The sequence below is a fragment of the Devosia geojensis genome (genome assembly GCF_000969415.1).
Lineage (GTDB): Bacteria > Pseudomonadota > Alphaproteobacteria > Rhizobiales > Devosiaceae > Devosia > Devosia geojensis.
The window spans coordinates 1-23,621 of the sequence record NZ_JZEX01000090.1; the positions used below are offsets into that span (position 1 = coordinate 1).

The 23,621-nt window shown below is 67.2% G+C and carries 21 protein-coding genes and 1 pseudogene; 14 read left to right on the forward strand and 8 right to left on the reverse strand.

All coding sequences use genetic code 11. The features are described 5' to 3' along the window. Window positions 1-111: 111 nt before the first annotated feature. From cobN to cobO, 3 genes and pseudogenes are all read left to right on the forward strand, one after another. A pseudogene (gene cobN, locus VE25_RS09235) lies at window positions 112-2,655 on the forward strand (cobaltochelatase subunit CobN); the annotation flags it as partial. Next, complete coding sequence (locus VE25_RS09240; protein ID WP_046108330.1) at window positions 2,652-3,218, forward strand: hypothetical protein; 567 nt, start codon at window positions 2,652-2,654, stop codon at window positions 3,216-3,218. The pseudogene cobN and the gene VE25_RS09240, both read left to right, overlap by 4 nt. Then, entirely contained in the window at window positions 3,215-3,856 is a 642-nt protein-coding gene (gene cobO, locus VE25_RS09245; protein WP_046108331.1) for a cob(I)yrinic acid a,c-diamide adenosyltransferase, read from the forward strand. Before VE25_RS09240 ends, cobO begins: the two co-directional genes overlap by 4 nt. Here cobO and VE25_RS09250 read toward each other — a convergent pair. From VE25_RS09250 to VE25_RS09260, 3 genes are all read right to left on the reverse strand, one after another. After that, window positions 3,853-4,338 carry a hypothetical protein gene (locus VE25_RS09250; RefSeq protein WP_052731849.1) on the reverse strand — a complete coding sequence of 162 codons (486 nt, stop codon included), beginning with the start codon at window positions 4,336-4,338 and terminating at the stop codon, window positions 3,853-3,855. The two genes, cobO and VE25_RS09250, sit on opposite strands and share 4 nt — an antisense overlap. A 40-nt stretch (window positions 4,339-4,378) precedes the next feature. Continuing rightward, window positions 4,379-4,849 carry a group II truncated hemoglobin gene (locus VE25_RS09255; protein WP_046108332.1) on the reverse strand — a complete coding sequence of 157 codons (471 nt, stop codon included), beginning with the start codon at window positions 4,847-4,849 and terminating at the stop codon, window positions 4,379-4,381. A 103-nt stretch (window positions 4,850-4,952) separates the two neighbouring features. Continuing rightward, a complete protein-coding gene (locus tag VE25_RS09260) occupies window positions 4,953-5,855 on the reverse strand; it encodes a cation diffusion facilitator family transporter (protein ID WP_046108333.1) in 903 nt (300 codons plus the stop codon). 293 nt (window positions 5,856-6,148) lie between these two features. Between VE25_RS09260 and VE25_RS09265 the strand changes: the two genes are divergently transcribed. Continuing rightward, window positions 6,149-6,565: a cobalamin biosynthesis protein gene (locus VE25_RS09265; RefSeq protein WP_046108334.1), complete on the forward strand. Its 417-nt coding sequence runs from the start codon at window positions 6,149-6,151 to the stop codon at window positions 6,563-6,565. 2 nt (window positions 6,566-6,567) lie between these two features. Here the strand turns inward: VE25_RS09265 and VE25_RS09270 are convergent, their stop codons facing one another. Beyond that, window positions 6,568-7,293, reverse strand: a complete 726-nt coding sequence (locus VE25_RS09270; protein WP_046108335.1) for a cobalt-precorrin-6A reductase — start codon at window positions 7,291-7,293, stop codon at window positions 6,568-6,570. 160 nt (window positions 7,294-7,453) lie between these two features. Between VE25_RS09270 and cobA the strand changes: the two genes are divergently transcribed. The 4 genes from cobA to cbiB all read left to right on the forward strand — a co-directional run bounded on the left by cobA (window position 7,454) and on the right by cbiB (window position 12,224). Next, on the forward strand, window positions 7,454-8,299 hold the full coding sequence (cobA, locus tag VE25_RS09275) for a uroporphyrinogen-III C-methyltransferase (protein ID WP_052731852.1): 846 nt from the start codon (window positions 7,454-7,456) through the stop codon (window positions 8,297-8,299). Next, window positions 8,292-9,587 (forward strand): cobyrinic acid a,c-diamide synthase CobB, encoded by a 1,296-nt coding sequence (locus tag VE25_RS09280; RefSeq protein WP_152664569.1) that lies wholly within the window; start codon window positions 8,292-8,294, stop codon window positions 9,585-9,587. The genes cobA and VE25_RS09280 overlap by 8 nt, the downstream gene beginning before the upstream one ends. Window positions 9,588-9,673: 86 nt before the next feature. Continuing rightward, window positions 9,674-11,113 (forward strand): cobyric acid synthase, encoded by a 1,440-nt coding sequence (locus tag VE25_RS09285; protein ID WP_046108336.1) that lies wholly within the window; start codon window positions 9,674-9,676, stop codon window positions 11,111-11,113. Between the two features lie 148 nt (window positions 11,114-11,261). After that, window positions 11,262-12,224 carry an adenosylcobinamide-phosphate synthase CbiB gene (gene cbiB / locus VE25_RS09290; protein ID WP_046108337.1) on the forward strand — a complete coding sequence of 321 codons (963 nt, stop codon included), beginning with the start codon at window positions 11,262-11,264 and terminating at the stop codon, window positions 12,222-12,224. Window positions 12,225-12,228: 4 nt separating this feature from the next. Here cbiB and cobU read toward each other — a convergent pair whose 3' ends face one another. Next, window positions 12,229-12,756 carry a bifunctional adenosylcobinamide kinase/adenosylcobinamide-phosphate guanylyltransferase gene (cobU, locus tag VE25_RS09295; RefSeq protein WP_046108338.1) on the reverse strand — a complete coding sequence of 176 codons (528 nt, stop codon included), beginning with the start codon at window positions 12,754-12,756 and terminating at the stop codon, window positions 12,229-12,231. Window positions 12,757-13,023: 267 nt separating this feature from the next. Here cobU and VE25_RS21785 point away from each other — a divergent pair, with 267 nt between their 5' ends. From VE25_RS21785 to edd, 4 genes are all read left to right on the forward strand, one after another. Next, window positions 13,024-13,965 (forward strand): glucosamine kinase nucleotide-binding domain-containing protein, encoded by a 942-nt coding sequence (locus VE25_RS21785; protein WP_052731850.1) that lies wholly within the window; start codon window positions 13,024-13,026, stop codon window positions 13,963-13,965. A 23-nt stretch (window positions 13,966-13,988) separates the two neighbouring features. After that, a complete protein-coding gene (gene zwf, locus VE25_RS09305; RefSeq protein ID WP_046108339.1) occupies window positions 13,989-15,470 on the forward strand; it encodes a glucose-6-phosphate dehydrogenase in 1,482 nt (493 codons plus the stop codon). Between the two features lie 163 nt (window positions 15,471-15,633). Next, window positions 15,634-16,326, forward strand: a complete 693-nt coding sequence (pgl, locus tag VE25_RS09310; protein ID WP_046108340.1) for a 6-phosphogluconolactonase — start codon at window positions 15,634-15,636, stop codon at window positions 16,324-16,326. A gap of 179 nt (window positions 16,327-16,505) precedes the next feature. After that, window positions 16,506-18,320 carry a phosphogluconate dehydratase gene (gene edd / locus VE25_RS09315; protein ID WP_046108341.1) on the forward strand — a complete coding sequence of 605 codons (1,815 nt, stop codon included), beginning with the start codon at window positions 16,506-16,508 and terminating at the stop codon, window positions 18,318-18,320. Window positions 18,321-18,375: 55 nt separating this feature from the next. Here the strand turns inward: edd and VE25_RS21790 are convergent, their stop codons facing one another. Both VE25_RS21790 and mutL read right to left on the reverse strand, forming a co-directional pair. Further along, the gene (locus VE25_RS21790; protein WP_052731851.1) at window positions 18,376-19,212 is read right to left on the reverse strand and encodes a tetratricopeptide repeat protein; all 837 of its coding nucleotides are present in this window, start codon (window positions 19,210-19,212) and stop codon (window positions 18,376-18,378) included. Window positions 19,213-19,280: 68 nt separating this feature from the next. After that, on the reverse strand, window positions 19,281-21,125 hold the full coding sequence (gene mutL / locus VE25_RS09325; RefSeq protein ID WP_046108342.1) for a DNA mismatch repair endonuclease MutL: 1,845 nt from the start codon (window positions 21,123-21,125) through the stop codon (window positions 19,281-19,283). Window positions 21,126-21,429: 304 nt separating this feature from the next. Between mutL and VE25_RS09330 the strand changes: the two genes are divergently transcribed. Further along, complete coding sequence (locus VE25_RS09330; protein ID WP_046108350.1) at window positions 21,430-22,911, forward strand: MDR family MFS transporter; 1,482 nt, start codon at window positions 21,430-21,432, stop codon at window positions 22,909-22,911. An 87-nt stretch (window positions 22,912-22,998) separates the two neighbouring features. Here VE25_RS09330 and VE25_RS23315 read toward each other — a convergent pair whose 3' ends face one another. Continuing rightward, window positions 22,999-23,169, reverse strand: coding sequence for a hypothetical protein (locus VE25_RS23315; protein WP_244466894.1), 171 nt, complete (start codon window positions 23,167-23,169; stop codon window positions 22,999-23,001). A gap of 2 nt (window positions 23,170-23,171) precedes the next feature. On the opposite strand from VE25_RS23315, the gene VE25_RS23320 reads away from it, so the two are divergent. Continuing rightward, window positions 23,172-23,378, forward strand: a complete 207-nt coding sequence (locus tag VE25_RS23320; protein ID WP_244466893.1) for a VOC family protein — start codon at window positions 23,172-23,174, stop codon at window positions 23,376-23,378. Window positions 23,379-23,621 lie beyond the last annotated feature (243 nt).

Genomic DNA, 23,621 nt, shown 5'->3' on the forward strand with positions numbered 1-23,621 from the left:
GCGCCCAAGTTTGCCGCCAATGACCGAGAGGGTCCCCTCCCCCCGGAGGGGAGGGACAGGGTGGGGGGAGCTGCGGCTTTCACCCCAAGCGGCGCCCAGCATCGCGCTGCCATTCCCCAAGACGGCAACGCCCTCATCACCCTCCTGCAATCCGGCCCAACCAATGCCCATCCAGAACGAGGCGAAGGCATCCGCTTCCCGCTCACCCGCTACCGCAGCCTCTTTGCCACGTTGCCGGAAGCGGTCCAGTCCGAGGTCACCATCCGCTGGGGCGACCCTGCCACCGACCCCTTCGCGCGCTCCCACACCTCTCCCTCTGAGGGAGAGGTCGGCCCCACATGGGGCCGGGTGAGGGGGCCTTCCTCTGCCGACGAAAGCCTCGCCTTCCACCTGCCCATCCACACCTTCGGCAACGTCGCCATCCTCCTCCAGCCCGCCCGCGGCTATGAGCGTGACGACGCGGCCAACTACCACGATCCGGACCTCGTCCCGCCGCACGCCTATATCGCCGCCTATCTCTGGCTGCGCGAGGAGTTCGGCGCCCATGCCCTCATCCACAACGGCAAGCACGGCAATCTCGAGTGGCTCCCCGGCAAGTCGGTGGCGCTCGACGGGGCGAGCTACCCCGACGTCCTCTGGGGCCAGCTGCCGCACCTCTATCCCTTCATAGTCAATGATCCGGGCGAGGGCATGCAGGCCAAGCGCCGCACTGGCGCCGTCGTCATCGACCACCTCGTCCCGCCGCTGACCCGCGCCGAGACCTACGGCCCCCTCAAAGACCTCGAGGCCCTGCTCGACGAATACTACGCCGCCTCCGGCATGGACCGCCGCCGCCTCACGGATTTGAAGCGCCGCATCCTCGATTTCACCCGCGACGCCCGGCTCGACGAGGATATCGGCCTGCCGCTCGATCCCGACGCCGCCCTCATCGAGATCGACAACTTCCTCTGCGACCTCAAGGAAGCACAGATCCGCGACGGGCTACATATCCTCGGCCGCTCACCCGGTGGTACGATGGAGCGTGACCTGATCGTCGCGCTCGCCCGCACCCCGCGCGGCTCCGATAGCGCTGGTCAGGCCAGTCTCATCCGCGCTCTCGCCGACGACCTGAAGCTCGGCTTCGATCCCTTGACCGCTAAGCTCGGCTCCGAGTGGAAAGGGCCTCAAAATCTGTCAAATGTGCAGGGGCGTTTTACGCTTTCGAGGCCGGAATTTTACAAAAGTTTGCACACCATCGGGCATGTGGTTGAAGCTCTGGAAGCCCTCGCTGCCGAACTGGTCGAAGGCCGCGGTCCCGACCCCGAATGGACCGCCACCCGCGCCGTTCTCGAAACCATCGAAACCGTCATCCGCCCCCGCCTCGCCGCCTCCGGCCCCAATGAAATCAAGGCTTTGCTCGATGGGCTCGACGGCAGGTTCGTTGCTCCCGGTCCCTCCGGCGCTCCCTCGCGCGGGCGTCTCGACGTGCTGCCGACCGGGCGCAACTTCTATTCCGTCGACAACCGCGCCGTCCCCACCACCACCGCCTGGGAGCTCGGCCGCAAATCGGCCGAAAACCTGATCCTGCGCCACTTCCAGGATCACGGCATCTACCTGAAATCGCTCGCCCTTTCCGTCTGGGGCACCGCCAACATGCGCACCGGCGGCGACGACATCGCCCAGGCCATGGCCCTCATCGGCGCCAAGCCCAAATGGGACCCCACGTCGCTGCGAATCTCGGGCTACGAAATCATCCCGTTGGCAAGGCTCGGCCGCCCCCGAGTCGACGTAACCCTCAGGATTTCCGGCTTTTTCCGCGACGCCTTCCCCGCCCAGATATCCCTCTTCGACAAGGCCGCCCGCGCTGTCGGCGCCCTCGACGAGCCCGAAGACCAGAACCCCATCGCCGCCCGCATGCGCGCCGAGGCGCTGGGTCTGATGAAATCCGGAAAATCGGAGGAAGAGGCCGCGCTTCTCGCCGGCCACCGGATTTTCGGTTCAAAACCAGGCGCTTACGGCGCCGGCCTGCAGGGCCTCATGGATTCCGGCAAGTGGCAGACCAAGGCCGACCTCTCCGAAGCGTTCCTCAACTGGGGCCAGTACGCCTACGGCGCCCACGCCGGCGGCACCCCCGAGCGCGACCTCTTCAAGGCCCGCCTCTCCGACATCGAAGCGGTCGTCCACAACCAGGACAATCGTGAGCACGATCTGCTTGATTCCGATGACTATTATCAGTTCGAGGGCGGACTCCTGGCGACGGCCGAAACCCTCACCGGCCGCCGTCCCGCCGCCTACCACAACGACCACTCCCGCCCCGAGCGCCCGCTGACCCGCACGCTCGAGGAAGAGGTCGCCCGCGTCATGCGCGCGCGCGTCGTCAACCCGAAGTGGATCGCCGGCATGATGCGCCACGGCTACAAGGGCGCCTTCGAGATCATCGCCACGCTCGACTACATGTTCGCCTTCGCCGCCACCACCGGCGCGGTCAAGCCCCATCACTTCGACCTCGCTTTCGAGGCCTTCGTCGAGACCGATGCCGTGCGCGATTTCCTCAAGTCCAACAACCGCTTCGGCTATGACGAGCTGATCGCCAAATTCAACGAAGCGCGCGAGCGCGGCCTCTGGACACCCCGCTCGAACTCGGCCTATGCCCTTCTCTCGGGAGAAGCGGCATGAACGGAACGATCATCTATCTCATCGGCCACTACGGCGTCGGCAAGCTGACGATCGCGCGCCAGATCTGCGCCATGACCGATGCACGCCTGTTCGACAACCATCTGGCCAACAACGTCATTTTCTCGCTGATCCGCGCGGACGGCAAGACGCCGCTGCCCGGTCGAGTATGGGATTTCATCGGCGCTATCCGCGACCAGGCGGTAGCCGCCATTGAGGAGCTTACGCCGCCCGAGATAAGTTTCGTGCTGACCAACGCCCTCATTGAAGGTGATCCGGTCGATCTCGCCACCTACGAGCAGATCGTCGGTCTTGCCGATCGCCGCGGCAGCGTTTTCGTTCCGGTCCTGCTGACCGCGTCCGATGAAGCTCATGCGATGCGCATTCCCTCGCCCGAACGCGAAGAGCGCCTCAAGCATACCGACGCTGCCTCGGCCGAACGCAAGCGCCGCCACACGCGATTGCTCGCCGTCGACCACCCCAATCGCCTCGACCTCGACACCACCGACCTGCTGCCGCAACAGGCGGCGCGCATCATCATCGACCATGCGGAGCGCCTGCGATGACCGACAAGACGCAAAAGAAAACCGACCTCATGAGCGAGGCGGAGCGCGACGCCTATCACGCCGAAAAGATGAAGAAGAAGAAGGCCGCCCGCGACAAGATCCTAGCGACCAAGACCGAGGAGCGGGGCCTCCTCATCGTCCATACCGGCAAGGGCAAGGGCAAGTCGACCGCCGCCTTCGGCATGGTCTTCCGCGCCATCGGCCACGGCTTCAACGTCGGCGTCGTGCAGTTCGTCAAGGGCAAGTGGGGTACCGGCGAGCGCGATATCCTGGAAAAATTCCCCGATCAGGTGACCATCAAGGCGATGGGTGAAGGCTTCACCTGGGACGTCGCCGACCGCCAGCGCGACCTCGCCGCCGCCCGCGCCGCCTGGGAGACGGCCAAGGCGATGATCGTCGACGAGCGTTACAAGATGGTGCTGCTCGACGAGCTCAACATCTGCCTGCGCTACGATTACCTGCCGATCGAGGAAGTGGTCGAAACGCTGCGCAACAAACCGCACGACACCCACGTCATCGTCACCGGCCGCAACGGCAAGGACGAGCTCATCGAGATCGCCGACCTCGTCACCGAAATGACCGAGATCAAGCATCCCTTCCGCGCGGGCGTGAAGGCGCAGGCGGGCATAGAGTTCTAGCAGCCCTTGGCACGGAAAGTGTCCTCGAGCTGCGGCAGCCGGTCCTGCATCTCGCCGGCATGGATCACCGAGTACTGCACCGTCATCACCGCGTAGCTCTCGCCGTCGCAGAGCAGGATCATGCGGGCATTGAACATGCGCTGGCCGAGGACGCCGGAGAAATTGGCCCAGCGCGGCGTCACAGTCTGCGCCGCGATGTTCCAGCCGTCGCGCTCCGCATAGCCTATCCGCGCCTTGACCGCTCCCTCGAAGCTCTCCTCGGCCAGGATGCTGCCCCAGAAGGAGAGCACCTGGCCCTTGGCGCTATCGTCGAAGATCTGCCCGTCGCCGTTGTCGCTCTCGCCATAGCCGGAAAACCGCGGCGGAATGCCGGCGGCATAGCCGAAGCGCGCGTTGTCGTACCGGCTCCAGCCGAGCTCGCGCGCATGGGCGGGAGCTACGAGGGCGAGGGCGGCAAGGAGGAGGGCGAGGAGAATCCGCATGTGGGCGAGTGTGCGTCGCGTCGCCGGAATCGGCAAGGGTTCAACTTTTCTTGGGCTGGTAGGGTCCGCCGACCTCACCCCATCCCCATTCCGGCATGGGCTCGTCGAGCCCGGGCCTTGCGCCGGGCTTCGAGTTGAGCACCGCCATGCGCGTGCCCCATTCGAGGTAGCCGACGAGCGCCGAGGCGAATTCCGGGTCGTCCGGCAGCCCGAGCTCGGTATAGGCATCGAGCAGCAGGTTGATCCAGCGCCGCCGCTGCGCTTCGGAAAGGTTGCGGTTGAGGTGGTGGCGGATCATCTCGGGGTGCCCGCCATATCGCTCCGAATAGAGCCTGGGACCGCCCAGAACTTCACCGAGGAAAGCCGCCACGTGCGCCGGATGATCCGGGTTCATCCGCGCAAAGACCGGCCCCAGCACGTCGTCGGCCTTCACCTTGTCGTAAAATGCCGCGGTCAGGCGCTCGAGCGCCGCGGTTCCGCCCACCCAGTCGTAGAGGCTTGGCATGCTCATGGTTGTTCCTCCTACCAGGAGGAGATGACGGGGCGAAGACGCGCTTTCAAGGTTTGCGAATGAGAAGCTGTGCGGGAACCGGGACTCGTCCCTGAGAACGTGCCTACACCACCACGATCCCCGTGTGCTTGGCTTTTTCCTCGGGCTCGACGTGTATGGTGATCTGCGCCGGCTCCACCGCTTCACGCAGCTTGGCTTCGATGCCGTCGCAGATCTCGTGCGCGTCGGCGACGCTCATGGCGCCCGGCACCACCAGGTGGAAATCGATGAAGGTCATCTTGCCGGCCTGGCGGGTGCGGATGTCGTGCGCCTCGATGGCGCCGTCCGCATTGCCGGCGATGACCTCGCGGATCACCCGCTGCGTCTCGGCGGGCACGGCGACGTCCATCAGCCCGCCGACGCTGTCGCGGATGACCGTCCAGCCCGACCAGAGGATGTTGATGGCCACCAGCGCCGCCAGCAGTGAATCGAGCACCGCCCAGCCCGTCAGGTAGACGAGGACCAGCCCGACGATGACACCGATGGTGGAAAGCACATCGGTGAAAAGATGCTTGCCGTCCGCCTCGAGGGCAGGGGATTGCGCCGCCCTGCCGTGACGGATGAGGACGAATGCCCAGACCGCGTTGATCGCCGTCGCGATTCCACTGATGGCAAGGCCCTGCACCGGCGCCTGCGGCAGCGTCGGCTCGAGATAGCCGAGCCAGGCCTCGCGCAGGATGAGGATCGCCGCGATGATGATCATGACGCCGACGACGACCGCCGAGAAGTATTCGGCCTTGTGGTAGCCGTAGGGCAGGGCGGCATCGGCGGGTTTGGCCGCAAGCGACACGGCCACCAACGCGACGGCGGCGGTCACCACGTTGACGATCGATTCCAGCGCATCCGAATAGAGGGCGATCGAGCCGGTCACATACCAGGCGAGCCCCTTGAGGCCGAGCACGACCAGCGCAACGAGGAGACTCGCAACGGAAATGGCGATCGTGCGCCGGGTCGATGTGTCCGCCATGTGCCGCTCCCCGGCTTAAGCCTGCGCCCGGCATAGACGAGGCCTGTGATCCCGGCAAGTCCTTGTTTTTGCCAATGATTTTCAGAAGCATTCTCGTCTGCAGGAGGTTCCGGCCAAGCCCTTGATTGACCAAGCTCTTCACCGCCTTTAAAGGCTTGCTCAGCGCAGCGTTCCACATGAGGAACTGAAACAGAGTCCGGTGCGGCCGACCCAAATCGGGGGCCAAGGCCGGAGCTGCAACGGTTTTCGCGGACCTGCCTCTTGTCGCTCGTCAACAAAGAGGCGCATTGGACATGTCGGTCCTGTCTCCCCCTCCCGCGGATGTCGCTGCCGGGCTCGTCGCCGGTGTCGGCTGCCGGCGCGGCGCCTCGGCGGAAGGGCTCATCACCCTCATCGAAACCGCTCTCGCCGAAGCCGGCTCGACCCCCTCCGAACTTGCGCTCATCGCCACCCTTGTCGGCAAGGCCGGGGAACCGGCGGTGCACGCCGCCGCCACTCATTTCGGCGTGCCGGTGCGGGCGGTGCCGGCTGAGGAGCTGCAGCGCCTGGCCGAACACCTGCAGACGCCGTCGTCAATGGTCGCCGACCACGTCGGGTTGCCGGGAGTGGCCGAAGCTGCGGTGCTGGCGTGCGGCGAACTGGTGCTGCCCAAGCGCCTGTCGGCGGAAGCCACCTGCGCCCTGGGGCGCCTCACCGGAGCGCTGCGATGACGTCAGGCCAGCTCCAGCGCCGCGATGGCGTCCTCGACATTCGCCACCTCCCGCGCCGGTCCATAGGCGGGCCGCGCGATCATCACCACCTCGATGCCGAGCTGCCGGGCCGCCTCGAGCTTGGCGCGGGTCTGCTCGCCCCCCGAGTTCTTGCTGACGAGATGTGTGATCGCCTCGCCGCGCATCAGCGCGAGCTCGTCGGCGAGCGTATAGGGCGGGCGGGCAAGGATGAGCTTTGCGTGTCCGGGCACCGGCTCGCCCGGCCGCTCGATGAGCCGCACCACCAGCCGGCAGTCGTTTCGTTCGAGGAAGCGGCCGAGTTCGGCATGTCCCGTCGTGACCAGCACCCGCGCTCCCGCCGGCAAGGCAGCGGCTGCTTCGGAAAAGCTCTCGACCATCGTCCAGCGCTCGCCCATTTCCGGCTCCCATGCGGGCCGCATCAGCCGCACCAGCGGTATGCCGGAGCCTCGCGCGGCGGCAACGGCGTTGGCGGAAATCGTGCCGGCGTAAGGGTGGGTCGCATCGACGACGCGCTCGATATGCGCGGCCCGGAGGTACGTCTCGAGCCCCGCAATGCCGCCGAACCCGCCGACGCGCACGTTCCCTTGCGGCAGCTTCGGGGTCTGCGTGCGCCCGGCGAGGGACGTCACGACCTCGTGCCCCATCCCCACCAGCCTTCCGGCAAGCGCCCGAGCTTCCGCCGTGCCGCCAAGAATGAGGATGCGCATGCGTGGGGCCTGTTGTTAGGGTGGGCCGAGCAGTACCCCCCTCCCATCCTCCCCCGCAAGGGGGGAGGTGTGGTTCCCGTTTCCTGGCGGGATCGCGCCACGAGCAAAATGCAGCACCTCCCCCCTTGCGGGGGAGGACGGGAGGGGGGTGTTTTCCGCCATGCCCATGCTTGACCGCCTCAAATCCCTCCTCCGCCTCCACGGCCGCTTCGCTGCCCTCGATGACTTGGATTTCCCCTGCTTCGAACCGGGCTCCGTCTGGCTCGTCGGCGCCGGCCCCGGCGCGCCGGGGCTGATCTCGCTCCTCGGCTATCATGCGTTGCGGGAAGCCGATGTCGTCGTCCACGACGCGCTGGTTTCGCAAAAGCTCATCGCCATGGCGGCACCTCGCGCCGAGATCGTCTTTGCCGGCAAGCGCGGTGGCAAGCCGAGCCCGCAGCAGGCCGACATCACCATCAGGCTCATCGACTACGCCCGGCAGGGCAAACGCGTCCTGCGCCTCAAGGGTGGCGACCCGTTCATGTTCGGGCGGGGTGGGGAAGAGGCGCTGGCGCTCGTTGCGGCCGGCATTCCGTTCCGCATCGTGCCCGGCATTTCCTCGGGCCTCGGCGGCCTTGCCTATGCCGGCATTCCCGTCACCCATCGCGATACCAACCAGGCGGTGCTGTTCCTCACCGGACATGATGAGACCGGCGGCGTGCCGCAAGCGGTGGATTGGGCGGCGGTTGCCCATGCGGCGCCTGTGATCGTCATGTTCATGGCGGTCAAGCACCTGCCGTCCATCGCTGAAAAGCTCCTCGCCGCCGGCCGCGATCCGGCCGATCGCCTCGCCATCGTCTCGCAGGTGACGCTGCCCGAGCAGCGCGTCGTCGAGACCACTCTTGGCGAGGCGCGCGCGCTCGCCGACCTGCCGACACCCGCCATCGTCGTTCTCGGCCCGGTCTCCGCCTATCGCGCCGTGCTCGATTGGTACGTCCCCGTCCTGCGGGAGAACGGTATTGGCTGAGCCGCTGGGCCTCGTCATCGGCGCGCCGCGCTCGGGCTCCGGCAAGACCGTGGTGACGCTCGGGCTCCTCGCAGCGCTCAACCGGCGCGGGCTCGCCGTCGCGCCGGCCAAGACCGGCCCCGACTACATCGATGCCGCCATTATCGAGCGCGCCGCCGGCCGCCCGGCCGTCAACCTCGACCCGTGGGCCATGCCGCCGCCACGCCTCAAGAGCCTTGCCTCCGGTCACGCAATCGGCGCCGACCTGCTGCTCGTAGAAGGCGTCATGGGCCTTTTTGACGGCGCTGCCGACGGCACGGGATCTACCGGCGACCTCGCCGCGGCTCTCGGCCTGCCGGTGGTGCTCGTCGTCGATGCCGACCGCCAGAGCCAGTCCGTCGCCGCGCTCGTCTCCGGCTTTGCCCGCTGGCGCGAGGACGTGCGGGTCGCGGGGATCATCCTCAATGGCGTCGCGAGCACCCGTCACGAGCGCATGCTGACCGCCGCCCTCGCGCAGACGGATCTGCCCTGCCTCGGCGTCCTGCCGCGCGACGCCGGTCTCGTGCTGCCCGAGCGGCATCTCGGCCTCGTCCTCCCCGACGAGGTCGCCGCCTTCGACGCCGTCGTCGCCCGTGCCGCCGGAGTCGTTGCCGACTACATCGATCTCAACCGCCTCGTGGCGCTGGCCGCGCCGCTTGAACCCGCCGCTCCCTCGGGACCGGCACTCGCCCCCCTCGGCCAGCGCATCGCCATCGCCCGCGACCAGGCCTTCGCCTTCCTCTACCGCCACATGCTCGAAGGCTGGCGCGACGCCGGGGCCGAACTCGCCTTCTTCTCGCCGCTGGCGGACGAGGCTCCAGCCGCCGATGCGGACGCAATATTCCTGCCTGGCGGCTATCCCGAACTGCACGGCGCAGTGCTTGCCGCTGCCACCACGTTCAAAGCCGGCCTCCATGCGGCCCGTGATCGCGGCGCACTGATCTACGGCGAGTGCGGCGGCTTCATGGTTCTGGGCGACGCGCTGGTCGATAAGGCCGGCGTCCCACACGAGATGGCGGGGCTTCTTCCCGTCACCACCCGCATCGATCGACCCAAGCGTATCCTCGGCTACCGACGCCTCGCCCACGCTAGTCCCTTGCCCTGGCCGGATCGGCTCATGGGCCACGAGTTCCACTATTCCTCGGCCAAACAGACCCGCCTGACGCCGCTCTTTGCCGCCACCGACGCCCTGGGTGAGGCATTGCCGCCGATGGGGGCTGTGGAGGGGCGGGTCATGGGCTCTTATGCCCATGTGATCGACACGGCGTGAGCTTGCGCTCTTTCTTCCCTTCTCCCCTTGTGGGAGAAGGTGGCGCGAAGCGCCGGATGAGGGGTAAGGTGGCAGCCAAGGCATTGATGTTCATGGGCACGGGCTCGGACGTCGGCAAATCGCTGATCGTTTCGGGCGTCTGCCGCGCGCTCGCCAATCGGGGCCTGAAGGTCGCTCCGTTCAAGCCGCAGAACATGTCCAACAACGCCGCCGTCACCGCCGATGGCGGCGAGATCGGCCGCGCCCAGGCCCTGCAGGCCCGCGCCGCCCGCCGCGAGCCGCTGACCGCGATGAACCCGGTGCTCCTCAAGCCCGAGCAGGAGACCGGCGCACAGGTGGTCGTGCGCGGCAAGCGCCTCGCCTCCATGACGGCCCGCGACTACTTCAGGCGCCGCATCGAGCTTATGCCGCAGGTCCTCGCCGCCTTCCGCGAGCTCGCCGCCGACGCCGATTACGTGTTGGTCGAAGGCGCCGGCAGCGCCTCCGAAGTGAACCTGCGCCAGGGCGACATCGCCAATTTCGGCTTCGCCCAAGCGGCGGACCTGCCCGTCGTCCTCATCGGCGACATCGAGCGGGGCGGGGTGATCGCTTCCCTGGTCGGCACCTTCGCCGTCATCGATCCCGAGGACGCGGCCCGCATCGCCGCGACCTTTGTCAACAAGTTCCAGGGCGATCCGACCCTCTTCGACAACGGCAAGGCCTTCATCGCCGAGCGCACCGGCCGGCCGGTCTTTGGCCCGCTGCCGATATTTCCCGATGCAAGGCGCCTCCCTGCCGAGGACGTGCTGGGTCTCTCCGGCAGCGGACCCAAGCCCGGCGCCCGCTATCGCATCGCCGTCCCTCGCCTGCCGCGCATCGCCAATTTCGACGATCTCGATCCCCTGCGTGCCGAGCCCGGAGTGGAGGTCCTCATCGTCGAACCGGGCAGTCCCATTCCGGCCGACGCTGACCTCGTCATCCTGCCCGGCTCCAAGGCGACCCGCGCCGATCTCGCAGCGTTCCGCCGCGAAGGCTGGGACATCGATATCCGGGCCCGCCACCGCGCCGGCGGCCGCATCCTCGGTATCTGCGGCGGATATCAGATGCTGGGCAGAACCATCGCCGATCCCGACGGCATCGAAGGCACGCCCGGCACCAGCCAAGGCCTCGGCCTTCTCGACGTCGAGACGGTTCTCACCCCGGTCAAGACCCTCAAGGTCGAGTCCGCCGAGGACGCCGAGAGCGGCCAGCCGCTCACCGGCTATCACATGCATATCGGCGAGACGACCGGTCCCGACCGAGCCACTCCCTTCGCCCGCGTCGAAGGCATGCCCGAGGGGGCTCGCAGCCGCGACGGGCTCGTCGCCGGTACCTATCTCCACGGCCTTTTCGCCGCCGACGGTTTTCGCCGCGCCTTCCTCGGCGCTGCCGCCAGTCCTTCGCTCGCCTACGAATCCGGCGTGGAAGCCGCCCTCGACGGGCTTGCCGCCCATCTCGAATCGCATCTCGATCTTGATGCCCTGTTGTCGCTGGCGAGGGTGTGTTGAGATTCAGGTCAGGCCGAGGCGAAAATGGCTGGTTTCGAGAACCGGAGCGGAGCGTACCTTGGTACGTGAGCACCGGAAGCGCAGAAAACGGTCATTTGGAGCCCGGCATCACCTGAATCTCAACACACCCTAGGGAGGTCCGAACCTGATGTCAGTCTTCATCGCTCCGCTCGCGCTCGTCGCCGAACGCTGGCTCGGCTATCCGGAGCAGCTGCTGAAAAGCATCGGCCATCCGGTCATGTGGTTCGGCAGCCTCATCGATGGGCTGGAGCACCGGCTCAACCGGCCCGACCGCGACGCCCGCCAGCGGCGCGACGCCGGCATCATTGCGCTCGCCATCCTTCTCGTCGTCGCCTTCATCCTCTCCTTCGTCGTCCAGCAGTTCGTGCGCGGCTTGCCGCTGGGCTGGGTGCTCGAAGTGCTGCTCGCCGTGCCGTTCCTGGCCCAGAAGGAGCTCGGCCGCGCCGTCGCCGCCGTGGCCGAGGCGCTACGCACCTCGCTCGCTGCCGGCCGCGAGGCTGTCAGCCACATCGTCGGGCGCGATCCGGACCAGCTCGACGAGGCCGGGGTTGCCCGCGCCGCCATCGAGACGCTGGCCGAAAGCACTTCGGACGGGGTCGTCGCCCCCTGGTTCTGGCTGCTGCTTTTCGGCCTGCCGGGGATCGTGCTTTACAAGGCCATCAACACTGCCGACTCCATGGTCGGCCACATGGATGCGCGCTACCGCGACTATGGCTGGGCCCCGGCAAAGCTCGACGATGCCGTCAACTGGATCCCGGCGCGCCTGACGGCCGTGCTCATCACCCTCGCCTGCTTCTTCGTGCCCCACGCCAGCCCGTCGCAGGCCTGGGCCGCCGTCAAGCGCGACGCGGGCAAGCACGCCTCGCCCAATGCCGGCTGGCCCGAAGCCGCCATGGGCGGCGCCCTCGGCTTCGCGCTCGGCGGGCCACGCAGCTATCAGGGCGAAACCGTCGATCTGCCGGTGATGGGGCAGGGCAAGTCGGCGCTCGTCGGCAGCGACATCCTGCGCGCCCACCAGCTCTACCGCGCCACCCTCAACGTGCTGCTGGTCCTGAGCATTGTCCTGGCGCTGATGCTCTCGACGCTTTGAGCCGTTATTCCGGCGCCCGCCCCTTCAGCACCAGGGGCAGCCCGGCGGCGATGAAATAGACGTCGTCGCAGATCTCGGCCAGCCGCTGGTGCGTGGCTCCCGCCAGGTCGCGGAAGTTCCGCGCCATGGCGTTCTCCGGCACGATGCCGAGCCCGACCTCGTTGGAAACGAGGATCACCATGCTGCTCTCCATCTGCCGCAGCGTCGCGGCGAGCTCTTCCACCGCCTCGGCGACGTTGGTGCCGGCCCCAAGCATGTTGCTGATCCAGAGCGTCAGGCAGTCGACGAGGATGACGTCGTGGTGGTTCGCGGCCGCCTGCAGCGTCTCGGCGAGCGCCAGCGGCTGCTCGATGGTCTCGAATCGCCCCTCGCGCTGGCGCCGGTGCGTTTCGACGCGGTCGGCCATTTCCGAGTCGAGCGCCTCGGCGGTGGCAAGGTAGGCGGGCCGGCTTCCGTATTTGGCCGCCAGCCGTTCGGCAAAGCTCGTCTTGCCCGAGCGCGCTCCGCCGAGCACCAGAACATGTCGCGCCATCTCTCGTCCTCTTTCCCGCCGACGTCTTCGGTCACCTTACAAGATATTTCGCCGCGTCTGGTTGCTTAACGCGTTCCCCTCCGCTCACGGAAACGAGCCATGCGCACGGCCTTCTGGCCGCGAGAATTTTGCCGCGTATCCTACTTTCGTCTTATGGCCTTTCGCATTATGGTCCGCGCCGAACGAACCGTGTTGAGTATCGCGCGCCGGGCCGGAAACGACTCGCAGCGCCGCGCCATCCAACCAACGCCCCAAGGAGGCGGCCCTTTGCCCACCTATTATCTCGGCGTCGACGGCGGCGGAACCAATTGCCGCGTGCGCCTGGCCGACGAGAATCTGGTGACGCTCGCCGAGGTCAAGAACGGCCGCTCCAATCTGCAGATCGACGACGGCGAACCCGCCTGGAAGGCCATCAGCGATGGCACGCGCGACGTTTTTGCCGCCGCAGGCATCGATTATGGGCAGACCGCCAGCACCTATGCCTGCTTCGGCATGGCCGGCGGACGCATGCACACGGCGCGCGAGGCCTTTGCCAACCGCCCCTGGCCGTTCGCGGGCGTCAAGGTTTTCGACGATATCGACATTGCCCATGCCGGCGCCCTTGGTGGCGAGGATGGCGGCGTCATCATCGTCGGCACCGGTTCGGCGGCGCTCGCCATGGTCAAGGGCGAACGCTACCAGGCCGGCGGCTGGGGCTTCCAGATCGGCGACCAGATGTCGGGCGCGATTCTCGGGCGCGAGCTGCTGCGCTATTCCGTCGAGGCCGAGGATGGGCTGGTCGAAGCCTCGCCCCTGACAAAAGCAGTGGTCGCCGCGCTCGGCGGCGACAATCAGGCGGTGATGAGCTGGTCGTTCGCCACCGACAAGAACGTGCGCATTGTGGGCGACGACGGTTCCGAGGGGCACGAGGACCTGCTGGTCGGCCGCGCCCCGGCCGAGTTCGGCAAGCTCGCCCCGCTCTTCATCGATCACTACGAGAAGGGCGATCCGGTGGCGCGCAGGATGATGGACCTGCAGATGTCCTACGTCGACACCTACGTCTCCTGGTTCCGGGCGCGCGGCGTCGATAAGATGGCCGTGGTCGGCGGTTTCGGCCAGCGGCTCATGCCGCTCCTTAAGGAACGCTACGGGGAGTTCGTGCGCCTGCCGCTCTACGAGCCGCTGCACGGCGCGGTCCTCCTCGCCCGGCACTACTTCGCAAAGACCTGATGACCTTGAAAGGGACAAGCTCCGTGTCCAGCCGCATCATTCCCGTCCAGCCCTTCGACTATGTCGTCTTCGGCGCGACCGGCGACCTGACCAAGCGGAAGCTCATTCCCGCGCTCTACCACCGTTTCAAGGACGGCCAGTTCGACGAGCAGAGCCGCATCATCGGCGCCTCGCGCAGCAAGCTCGGCGACGCCGATTTCCAGAAGGCGGCGCGCGAGGCCATCGCGCAGTTCGTCGAGAAGGAATATCAGGACGAGGCGGTCATCGACCGGTTCGTCAAGATCTTCTCCTATGTGCCGGTCGATGCCAGCAACCCCGAGGGTTCGGGCGATCTCGGCAAGGCGCTGCGCGATGATCCCAAGGTCGTGCGCGCCTTCTATCTCGCCGTCGCCCCCGATCTCTTCGAGCCCATCGCCGAGTACCTGGCCAAGAAGAAGCTCTACCGGCGCGATGCCCGCGTGGTGATCGAGAAGCCCTTGGGCCATGATCTCGCCTCGTCCATGGAGATCAACGACGGCGTCGCCAAGATCTTCAAGGAAGACCAAGTCTACCGCATCGACCACTATCTCGGCAAAGAGACGGTCCAGAATCTCCTGGCGCTGCGCTTCGCCAACGCGCTCTTCGAGCCCGTCTGGAACAGCGCCCATATCGACCATGTGCAGCTGACCGTCGCCGAATCGGTGGGCGCGGGCACCCGCGGCTACTACGACGAGTCCGGCGCGCTGCGCGACATGATCCAGAACCACATGCTCCAGCTCCTCTGCCTCGTCGCCATGGAGCCGCCGGCGTCCGACGACGCCAACGCGCTGCGCGATGAGAAGCTCAAGGTCCTGCGGGCTCTGAAGCCCATCGCTAACGGCGATGTCGCCCGCAACACCGTGCGCGGCCAGTACAGGGGTGTCAAATCCGAGACAACCTCCGTCGCCGGTTATCAGGACGAGCTGCCCGAGGAAAAAAAGGGCAGCCGCACCGAGACGTTCGTCGCGCTCAAGGCCGAGGTCGAGAACTGGCGCTGGGCCGGCGTGCCCTTCTATTTCCGCACCGGCAAGCGCATGGCAAGCCGGGTGTCGGAGATCTGCATCCAGTTCAAGCCGATCCCGCATTCGATCTTCGATCATGCTGAAGGCGCGCCGCGCCCCAACAAGCTCATCATCCGCCTGCAGCCCGACGAAGGCGTCAAGCTGATGATGATGATCAAGGATCCCGGCTCCGGCGGCATGCGCCTGCGCGAGGTGCCATTGAACCTTTCCTTTGCCCAGACCTTCTCCGAGCGTACGCCTGAAGCCTATGAGCGACTGCTGCTCGACGTGGTGCGCGGCAACCAGACGCTCTTCATGCGCCGCGACGAGCTCGAGGCGGCCTGGAAGTGGGTCGATCCCATCCGCGAAGCCTGGGATCGCGCGTCCGAGCCGCCGCAGCCCTACACCGCCGGCACCTGGGGCCCGACCGGCTCCATCGCCCTCATCGAGCGCGACGGGCGCACCTGGTACGAGGATCACCACTAGGAGTGAGTGCTCGCAGCTTGGAACGTTCGCTCATCTTCCCACCGGGTCATCCCCGCGAAAGCGGGGACCTCCGTTTGTCCGGCGGCTCGGCGGAAACAGAGGTTCCCGCTTTCGCGGGAATGACCCGGTGGTAGAATCCGGCATGCCCTCGAAGGACAGACTGATGCTCGACCGCCGCTCGTTTGCCGACAAGACGACCCTCGCCAAGGAACTCGCCGACGCCGTCGCCGGCCGCATCAACGCGGCGATCGCCGAGCGGGGCGAGGCTGCGATCGCCGTTTCCGGCGGCTCGACGCCCGCCAGGTTCTTCGCCGCCCTCGGCAAGCGCAAGGACATCGATTGGGGCAAGGTCGTCGTCACCCTCGTCGACGAGCGCTGGGTGGACGAGCTGAACGAGCGTTCCAACGCAGCCCTGGTCAATGAGAAGCTTCTGCAGGGGCCGGCGGCATCCGCCCGCTTCCTGCCGCTCTACTCGGGCGGCGCCGAGCCCGATGCTGCCCGGATCGCCAGGACCGCGGCCGGTCTTCAGCACCTGCCGCACCCCTTCGCGGCGGTTGTCCTCGGCATGGGCAGCGACGGTCACACAGCCTCGTTCTTTCCGGGCGGCGACACGCTTGCGCAAGCGTTGTCCGCCTCCGGTCCGGTGATCGCCATCCGCGCGCCGGGCGCCGGCGAGCCGCGCGTGACCTTCACCCTGCCGCGCCTCTTGGAAACCGATGCGCTCTTCCTCCACATCGAGGGCGAGGACAAGGCGCAGGTGCTGGAGACGGCGCTGGCCGATGGGCCGGTCGAGGAAATGCCAGTCCGCGCGGTGTTGCGCGCCGGCCGGCCGATGACAGTTTACTGGTGTCCCTGAGCTCCTGGGGCGGTCCCCAATCGACCGCCCTGGCCGCGGGAGCATTGCAATGCTCCAGGGGAACATCAGCAAAGGCATGATCCGCCGGCGAGGGTGCCTCTCGCCGCGTGAAGACCATGCCCCATGACGAGAGCCGTGGCCGGCCGTTGGCTGGCGTTGAGCACGGCTAAGGAGAAAGCATGTCTGTCCGCAAGGCCATCCAGGATGTGACCGATCGCATCGCCGCGCGCAGCCGCGACACCCGTCGCGACTACCTCAACCGGCTCGACGCCGCCCGCCAGCAGGGCGTCTATCGCGCCGCGCTCTCCTGCGGAAATCTCGCCCACGGCTTTGCCGCCTGCTCGCCGGCCGAGAAGGCGGCGCTCGCCGGCACCAAGACGCTCAACCTCGGCATCGTCACCAGCTACAACGACATGCTCTCGGCTCACCAGCCGTACCAGTTCTATCCCGAGATCATCAAGGAGGCTGCCCGCGAGATCGGCGCGACCGCCCAGGTTGCCGGCGGCGTGCCGGCCATGTGCGACGGCGTGACCCAGGGGCAGCCGGGCATGGACCTCTCGCTCTTCTCGCGTGACGTCATCGCCATGGCGACGGCCATCTCCCTGTCGCACAACATGTTCGATGCCGCCGTCTACCTCGGCATCTGCGACAAGATCGTGCCGGGCCTCCTCATCGGCGCCTTGACCTTCGGCCACCTGCCGGCCGTCTTCGTGCCCGCCGGCCCGATGCCCTCGGGGCTGCCGAACGACGAGAAGAGCCGCGTGCGCCAGCTCTATATGGAAGGCAAGGTCGGCCGCGCCGAGCTCCTCGAGACCGAGGCCAAGTCCTACCATTCGCCCGGCACCTGCACCTTCTACGGCACGGCAAACTCCAACCAGATGCTGATGGAGATCATGGGCCTCCACCTGCCCGGGGCGAGCTTCGTCAATCCCGGCACGCCGCTGCGCGACGCGCTGACCCGCGAGGCGACGAAGCGCGCGCTCTCGCTGACCAGCGAGGGCAACGCCTACACCCCCGTCGGCCACGTCATCGACGAGAAGGCGATCGTCAACGGCCTCGTCGGCCTTCATGCCACGGGCGGCTCGACCAACCACACCATGCACTTGATCGCCATCGCCGCCGCGGCGGGCCTGCAGGTCACCTGGGACGACATGTCGGATCTCTCCGATGCAACCCCGCTTTTGGCGCGTGTCTATCCCAACGGCGTCGCCGACGTGAACCACTTCCACGCCGCCGGCGGCATGGGTTTCCTCATCCGCGAGCTGCTCGAGGACGGGTATCTGCACGAGGACGTCAGGACCGTCTGGGGCACGGGCCTTTCCGGCTACACCGTCGAAGCCAAGCTCAAGGAAGACAAGCTCGCCTTCGAGCCCGCGCCCGCCCAGTCGGCCGCTCCCAAGGTGCTCGCATCGGCCAGGGAGCCCTTCCAGAAGACCGGCGGGTTGAAGCTCCTCACCGGCAATCTCGGCCGCTCGGTCATCAAGGTCTCGGCCGTTAAGCCCGAGCACCGGATCGTCGAGGCGCCCGCCCGCGTCTTCCATAGCCAGGATGGCCTGCAGGCCGCCTTCAAGGCCGGGGAGCTCACCGGCGACATGATCGCGGTCGTGCGCTTCTCGGGCCCGCGCGCCATCGGCATGCCCGAGCTCCATAAGCTCACCCCGGCCCTCGGCGTCCTGCAGGACCGCGGCTTCAAGGTCGCGCTCCTCACCGACGGGCGCATGTCCGGCGCCTCGGGCAAGGTGCCCGCCGCCATCCACATGACCCCCGAGGCCATCGACGGCGGCGCCATCGCCAAGATCCGCGACGGCGACGTCATCCGCCTCGATGCCGAAGCCGGCACCCTCGACTTCGTCGGCGACGAGCGCGAATTCTTCTCGCGCACCCCCGCCACCGAGGACCTGCGCCGCGAGCACTACGGCATGGGCCGCGAGCTCTTCGCCGGCATGCGCGCCCTGGTCGGCGTCGCGGACCGTGGGGCGAGCGTGTTCCAGTAGTTTGCTGCCATAGAGCTCCCGGACATTGATCCGGGGGCTTCCTCCGCGTCCTGCCTCATTCGTTGAGGCAGGGGCCCGGGGCAGGTTTCGCGTCACGGGGATCCGTGTCCGGCGCCCAGAGAGCCAGATTATAGTCCAGCGCTTCGCGTTCGTCGGGCGAGAGACGTGCCACGGCCCTGGCCGCCGCGTCGCTGATGTCGTCGCATCCCGCAGCAAGCGCCATCTGGTAGTGAAACGCTGATTTGACGAGGTGGTGGGGGACTTCAGGGAAATCCTCGAGAAGGAGCCCCAGCAGAGCGCTGGCTCGCCGCTGACCCAGTTCGGCGGCCCGGCTCAGATAGCCGAGACCTGTGTCGACGTCGCCCGTCTTGGCGGCATTTTCCAGGGAAACTCCACCCATCACATAAAGCGCATCAGGATCATCCAGTTCTGCCGCCCGCGTGATGAGGCGCCACGCCTCCTCCTGGTCGGCCTCGACACCTTGACCATGCATCGTCATCACGCCGAGGTTATAGATCGCAGCCGGGTGGCCTTGCTGCGCCGCCAACCTGAACCAGTGCGCGGCTTGCACTTCATCTGCGAGAACGCCATTTCCATAGAGATAGTGGCGCCCCACGGCCTCCTGCGCCCTTGCGCTCCCCTGCTCGGCACCGCGTTGCAGCCAGCCAAATGCCTTGGCGCGATCTACCGGCACGCCATACCCATGGATGTAGGTGCTGTAGAGGATTTCCTGCGCCTCCAGATTGCCATCCTGGGCTAGCGGCGTCAGCAGTTCGATGGCTTCCTTATAGCGGCCTGCATCGAACAGCATCAGCGCCTTGAGCCAGTTGTCGGCTGCCACGGGAAAACTGGAAAAGAAAAAACAGGCAAATGCTATAAGCCAGCGACGCATGATTGTTCCCCCTTTGTTCAAGGGAACAATGCGCGAACATCTCTTATGAGTCCAGAGGGATTCGTTAACTACCGGCTCCGCCCGAACAACCGCTCGATGTCGCGCTTCTTCAGCTCCACATAAGTCGGGCGGCCATGGATGCACTGGCCCGAGTGCGGGGTGGCTTCCATCTCGCGCAGGAGCGCGTTCATCTCCTCGACCTTGAGCCGCCGGCCCGAGCGCACCGAGCCGTGGCAGGCCATGCGCGCGATGATGGCTTCGAGCCGGTCGGAAAGCGCAGTGGTCGTCTCCCATTCGGCAAGCCCGTCGGCGAGGTCCTTGACCAGCCCGTCGATGTCCGCCTGGCCGAGAAGGGCGGGGGTCTCGCGCACCGCGATCGCCCGGGCCCCGAAGCGCTCGAGGTAAAGCCCCAGCCGCTCGAGCGTCGGCGCCGCTTCCTCGAGCCGCGCGCAGTCCTCCTCGGGCAGTTCCACTACGGCCGGGATCAGGTGCCGCTGGCTCGGCACCGGCCCCGCCGCCATCTGCGCCTTGAACCGCTCGTAGACCAGCCGCTCGTGCGCCGCGTGCTGGTCGACCAGCAGAAGGCCGTCCCCGTTCTGCGCGATGATGAAGTTCTCGAACATCTGCGCCCGCGCCGTGCCGAGCGGGAAGTCGATCGTTCCGGGCTCCCCTTCCTCCAGCGCCTCGATCCGCCCGCTGGGCTCGGTCAGCCCTGCAAGCCCCGCCTCCCATGAAGGGGCAGGAGATCGGGCGGGTGCCGCGCTCCAGGCCGGAGCAGGGGAGGGCGTCGAGTACGAGGCGGAGCCCGAAGCGTAAGGCATGGGTTCGGCCGCATCCGAATAGGCGCGCGCGCTCATGGGCGCGGCCGGCGCCTGGAAGGCGGCAAGGATGTCCTCGCCGACCGTCGTGCTTGCCTTGAACCCGGCCGCCGCCAGCGCCTCGCCGATGGCGCGGATCACCGCTCCGCGCACCGCTCCCGCATCGCGGAAGCGCAGTTCGGCTTTCGCCGGGTGCACGTTGACGTCGACTTCCGCCGGGTCGATCGAGATATAGAGCGCAACCACCGGGAAGCGGTCGCGGAAGGTATAGTCGGCATAGGCGGCCCGCACCGCCCCCACCAGCACCTTGTCGCGCACCGATCGGCCGTTGACGAAGTAGAACTGGCTCAATGAATTGGCCCGCGTATAGGTCGGCAGGCCCGCGAGCCCCGCCACGACGATCCCATGCCGCACGGTCGCGAGTTGCACCGCGTTCTCGGCGAAATCGGCGCCCACCACCTGCGCCAGCCGCGCGCCGAGCGCGCCCTCGCCCGTCACCGCCGGCCAGTTGCTCTCGGCCCGGTCCGAGCCGGTGAGCACGAAGTGGACCCCGGGATTGGCCATGGCGAGGCGCTTGACGACGTCCGTCACCGCGCCCGCCTCCGCCCGGTCGGACTTGAGGAATTTCAGCCGCGCCGGCACGTTGGCGAAGAGGTTCTTGACCTCGACGGTCGTCCCACGGTTCATCGCCGCCGGCACGGGGTGGGATTTGACCCCGTTGCGCACCGCCAGCCGCAGGCCGTTCGCTGCACCCGCCTGCCGCGTCGAGATGGTGAGCTCCGCCACCGATCCGATCGAGGCCAGCGCCTCGCCGCGGAACCCGAGGGTGCGGATATCGTCGAGGTCGTCGGCCGAGAGCTTGGAGGTGGCGTGCCGCTCGACCGAGAGACGGAGGTCCGCCTCGTCCATGCCGGCCCCGTCGTCCTCGATGCGGATGAGGTCCTTGCCGCCACCCGCCGTCGTCACGACGATGCGGCCGGCGCCCGCGTCGATGGCGTTCTCGACCAGCTCCTTGACGACGCTCGCCGGGCGCTCCACCACCTCGCCGGCAGCGATGCGGTTGATCAGCGTTTCGGGTAGCTGGCGTATGGCCATGGGTCGACTGATTCTCCTTGGCCTTGAGCATAGGGCATGCGGTCGGCTCCGCCGACCCGGAATTGTACTATGCCCATCCTGCATGCCTGCCATGCGTGAATTTTTGCGTGACTTTGGGCTTGGCCTGCCCAGCTTATCCGGGTAAACACGCCGTCCGCTTTTTCGGCCGGAAGTCGCTATGACCGGCCGTTATTCCGACAGCGCCTATATTTTCCGGCGCCATGTCGAAAACATTTCAAGCCGTTCGTCGCAAGGGTGTGCCGAGATTTTCGGCCCGCCGTTTTCAACCGATACGAGTCCCGCCATGAGTGCCGAAGCCACCATGAACATGCCCGTTCCCCCGCAAGCCGTCGCCGAGAACACCGCAGCCCGCAACCGCCTCGTCATCTCGCTGCTGCTGGTGTCGGCCTTCGTCGTGATCCTCAATGAGACGATCATGAGCGTCGCGCTGCCGCACCTCATGGAGGACCTCGGGGTCACCGCGGGCGCTGCCCAGTGGCTGACGACGGCGTTCCTGCTGACCATGGCCGTGGTGATCCCCATCACCGGCTTCATGCTGCAGCGCTTCCACACGCGCACGGTCTTCATCGCCGCCATGAGCGCGTTCAGCACCGGCACGCTCGTCGCCGCGCTCGCGCCCGGAATCGAGATGCTCATCGTCGGGCGCATCGTCCAGGCCATCGGCACGGCGATCATGATGCCGCTGCTGATGACGACGGTGATGAACCTCGTGCCCGCCGAGTCGCGCGGCCGCGTCATGGGCAACATCTCGATCGTCATCTCGGTGGCGCCGGCCCTCGGCCCCACGATCTCCGGCTTCATCCTCAGCGTCCTCGACTGGCGCTGGATGTTCTGGCTCGTGCTGCCCATTGCCCTCGGTTCGCTGGCCCTCGGGGTTGCGCGCATCCAGAACGTGACGACCCCGCGCTATGCGCCGCTCGACATCGTCTCCGTCGTCCTCTCGGTCGTCGGTTTCGGTTCGCTGGTCTACGGCCTGTCGAGCTTCGGGGAAGCCGCGGGCGGCCATACACTCGTCTCGCCATGGCTCGCCATCGGCGTCGGCGTTGCGGTCATCGCCGCCTTCGTCGTGCGTCAGCTCATGCTGCAGCGCGCCGACAAGGCCCTGCTCGACCTGCGCACGTTCCTTGCCCGCACCTTCTCGGTTTCCGTCGTCATGATGGCGATCAGCATGATGGCCATGTTCGGCGTCATCATCCTGCTGCCGATCTACATGCAGCACGTGCTGGGGCTGACGGTCCTGCAGTCCGGCCTCCTCATGCTGCCGGGCGGCCTCGTCATGGGCCTGCTCGCGCCGTTCGTCGGCCGCCTCTACGACCGCTATGGACCGACGGTGCTGATCGTGCCGGGTTCGATCCTCGTCAGCATCGTGCTGCTGGCCATGAGCCTGCTCGATGCGTCGACCCCCGTGCCGTTCATCCTCGCCGGCCATGTGACGTTGTCGGTCGGCCTGGCGCTGATGTTCACGCCGCTGTTCACGGCCAGCCTCGGCTCGCTGCCGAGCCGGCTCTACTCGCACGGCAGCGCCGTCATCGGCACCGTGCAGCAGGTGGCGGGCGCCATCGGCATCGCGCTTTTCGTCTCGCTGATGTCGATCCGGACCGCAACGCTCCTGGCCGAAGGGGCCGAGCCCGTTGCCGCCACCACCGGCGGACTGCACATCGCCTTCGTCACCGGCGGCGTCATCTCGCTCTTTGCGATCGTTGCCGCGTTCTTCGTGCGCAAGCCCGCTCCGGTCGAAGGGCAGGAGTTCGCCCACGGGCACTGAGCGCAAAGGCCGGGCCGCATTGACGGCCCGGCCAACCGGCGTAGTCTGCCTCCCGTTCCTTGAGGGGAGGAGACGATGAAACCGGCCTCACGGGTCATGCCCATGCTTTCGGCTGCCGACATGGGCCGCGCCCTTGCCTTCTACGAAGGCGTGCTCGGCGGCGAGAAGATCTACCAGTTCCCGCCCGAGGGCGATCCCGTCTTCCTCACCTTGCAGTTCGGCACGACCGAGCTCGGCATCGGCCTCCTTTCCGGGCAACCCTGCACGGCCGCTCCCAGCGCCCGGCCAGCGGCCACCGCATCGAGCTCTGCATCAACGTCGAGGACGTCGATGCCTGCGTCGCCGCTTTGCGCGGCATCGGCGCCCCGGTCGCGCTCGAGCCCGTCGACCAGCCCTGGGGCGAGCGGGCGGCTTATGTCGAGGATCCGGACGGCAACCTGGTGATGCTCGTCGCGCCGGTTGCCTGACTTGCCGCTCGCGAAGCGGCAGGCTAGACCACGGTGCCCTGGCTCCCCTCCCCCTTGAGGGGAGGGGTCGGGGGTGGGGGTCCATCGGTGACCAACTGAACCACCCCCACCCTCATTCCCTCCCCTCAAGGGGGCGGGAGGCGAACGAGCCGAGCACTCTTCCTCTGCGATGGTACCGACGCCCCATGACCAGCTCCGATCAATCCCCGATGACACTCGCCCTCACGCTTGCCCCCGCCGCCC

Coding starts and splice junctions, on each gene's coding strand:
- VE25_RS09240 (WP_046108330.1), top strand. CDS start 2,652: ATGAACGGAACGATCATCTATCTCATCGGCCACTACGGCGTCGGCAAG.
- cobO (WP_046108331.1), top strand. CDS start 3,215: ATGACCGACAAGACGCAAAAGAAAACCGACCTCATGAGCGAGGCGGAG.
- VE25_RS09250 (WP_052731849.1), bottom strand. CDS start 4,338: ATGCGGATTCTCCTCGCCCTCCTCCTTGCCGCCCTCGCCCTCGTAGCT.
- VE25_RS09255 (WP_046108332.1), bottom strand. CDS start 4,849: ATGAGCATGCCAAGCCTCTACGACTGGGTGGGCGGAACCGCGGCGCTC.
- VE25_RS09260 (WP_046108333.1), bottom strand. CDS start 5,855: ATGGCGGACACATCGACCCGGCGCACGATCGCCATTTCCGTTGCGAGT.
- VE25_RS09265 (WP_046108334.1), top strand. CDS start 6,149: ATGTCGGTCCTGTCTCCCCCTCCCGCGGATGTCGCTGCCGGGCTCGTC.
- VE25_RS09270 (WP_046108335.1), bottom strand. CDS start 7,293: ATGCGCATCCTCATTCTTGGCGGCACGGCGGAAGCTCGGGCGCTTGCC.
- cobA (WP_052731852.1), top strand. CDS start 7,454: ATGCCCATGCTTGACCGCCTCAAATCCCTCCTCCGCCTCCACGGCCGC.
- VE25_RS09285 (WP_046108336.1), top strand. CDS start 9,674: ATGTTCATGGGCACGGGCTCGGACGTCGGCAAATCGCTGATCGTTTCG.
- cbiB (WP_046108337.1), top strand. CDS start 11,262: ATGTCAGTCTTCATCGCTCCGCTCGCGCTCGTCGCCGAACGCTGGCTC.
- cobU (WP_046108338.1), bottom strand. CDS start 12,756: ATGGCGCGACATGTTCTGGTGCTCGGCGGAGCGCGCTCGGGCAAGACG.
- pgl (WP_046108340.1), top strand. CDS start 15,634: ATGCTCGACCGCCGCTCGTTTGCCGACAAGACGACCCTCGCCAAGGAA.
- edd (WP_046108341.1), top strand. CDS start 16,506: ATGTCTGTCCGCAAGGCCATCCAGGATGTGACCGATCGCATCGCCGCG.
- VE25_RS21790 (WP_052731851.1), bottom strand. CDS start 19,212: ATGCGTCGCTGGCTTATAGCATTTGCCTGTTTTTTCTTTTCCAGTTTT.
- mutL (WP_046108342.1), bottom strand. CDS start 21,125: ATGGCCATACGCCAGCTACCCGAAACGCTGATCAACCGCATCGCTGCC.
- VE25_RS09330 (WP_046108350.1), top strand. CDS start 21,430: ATGAGTGCCGAAGCCACCATGAACATGCCCGTTCCCCCGCAAGCCGTC.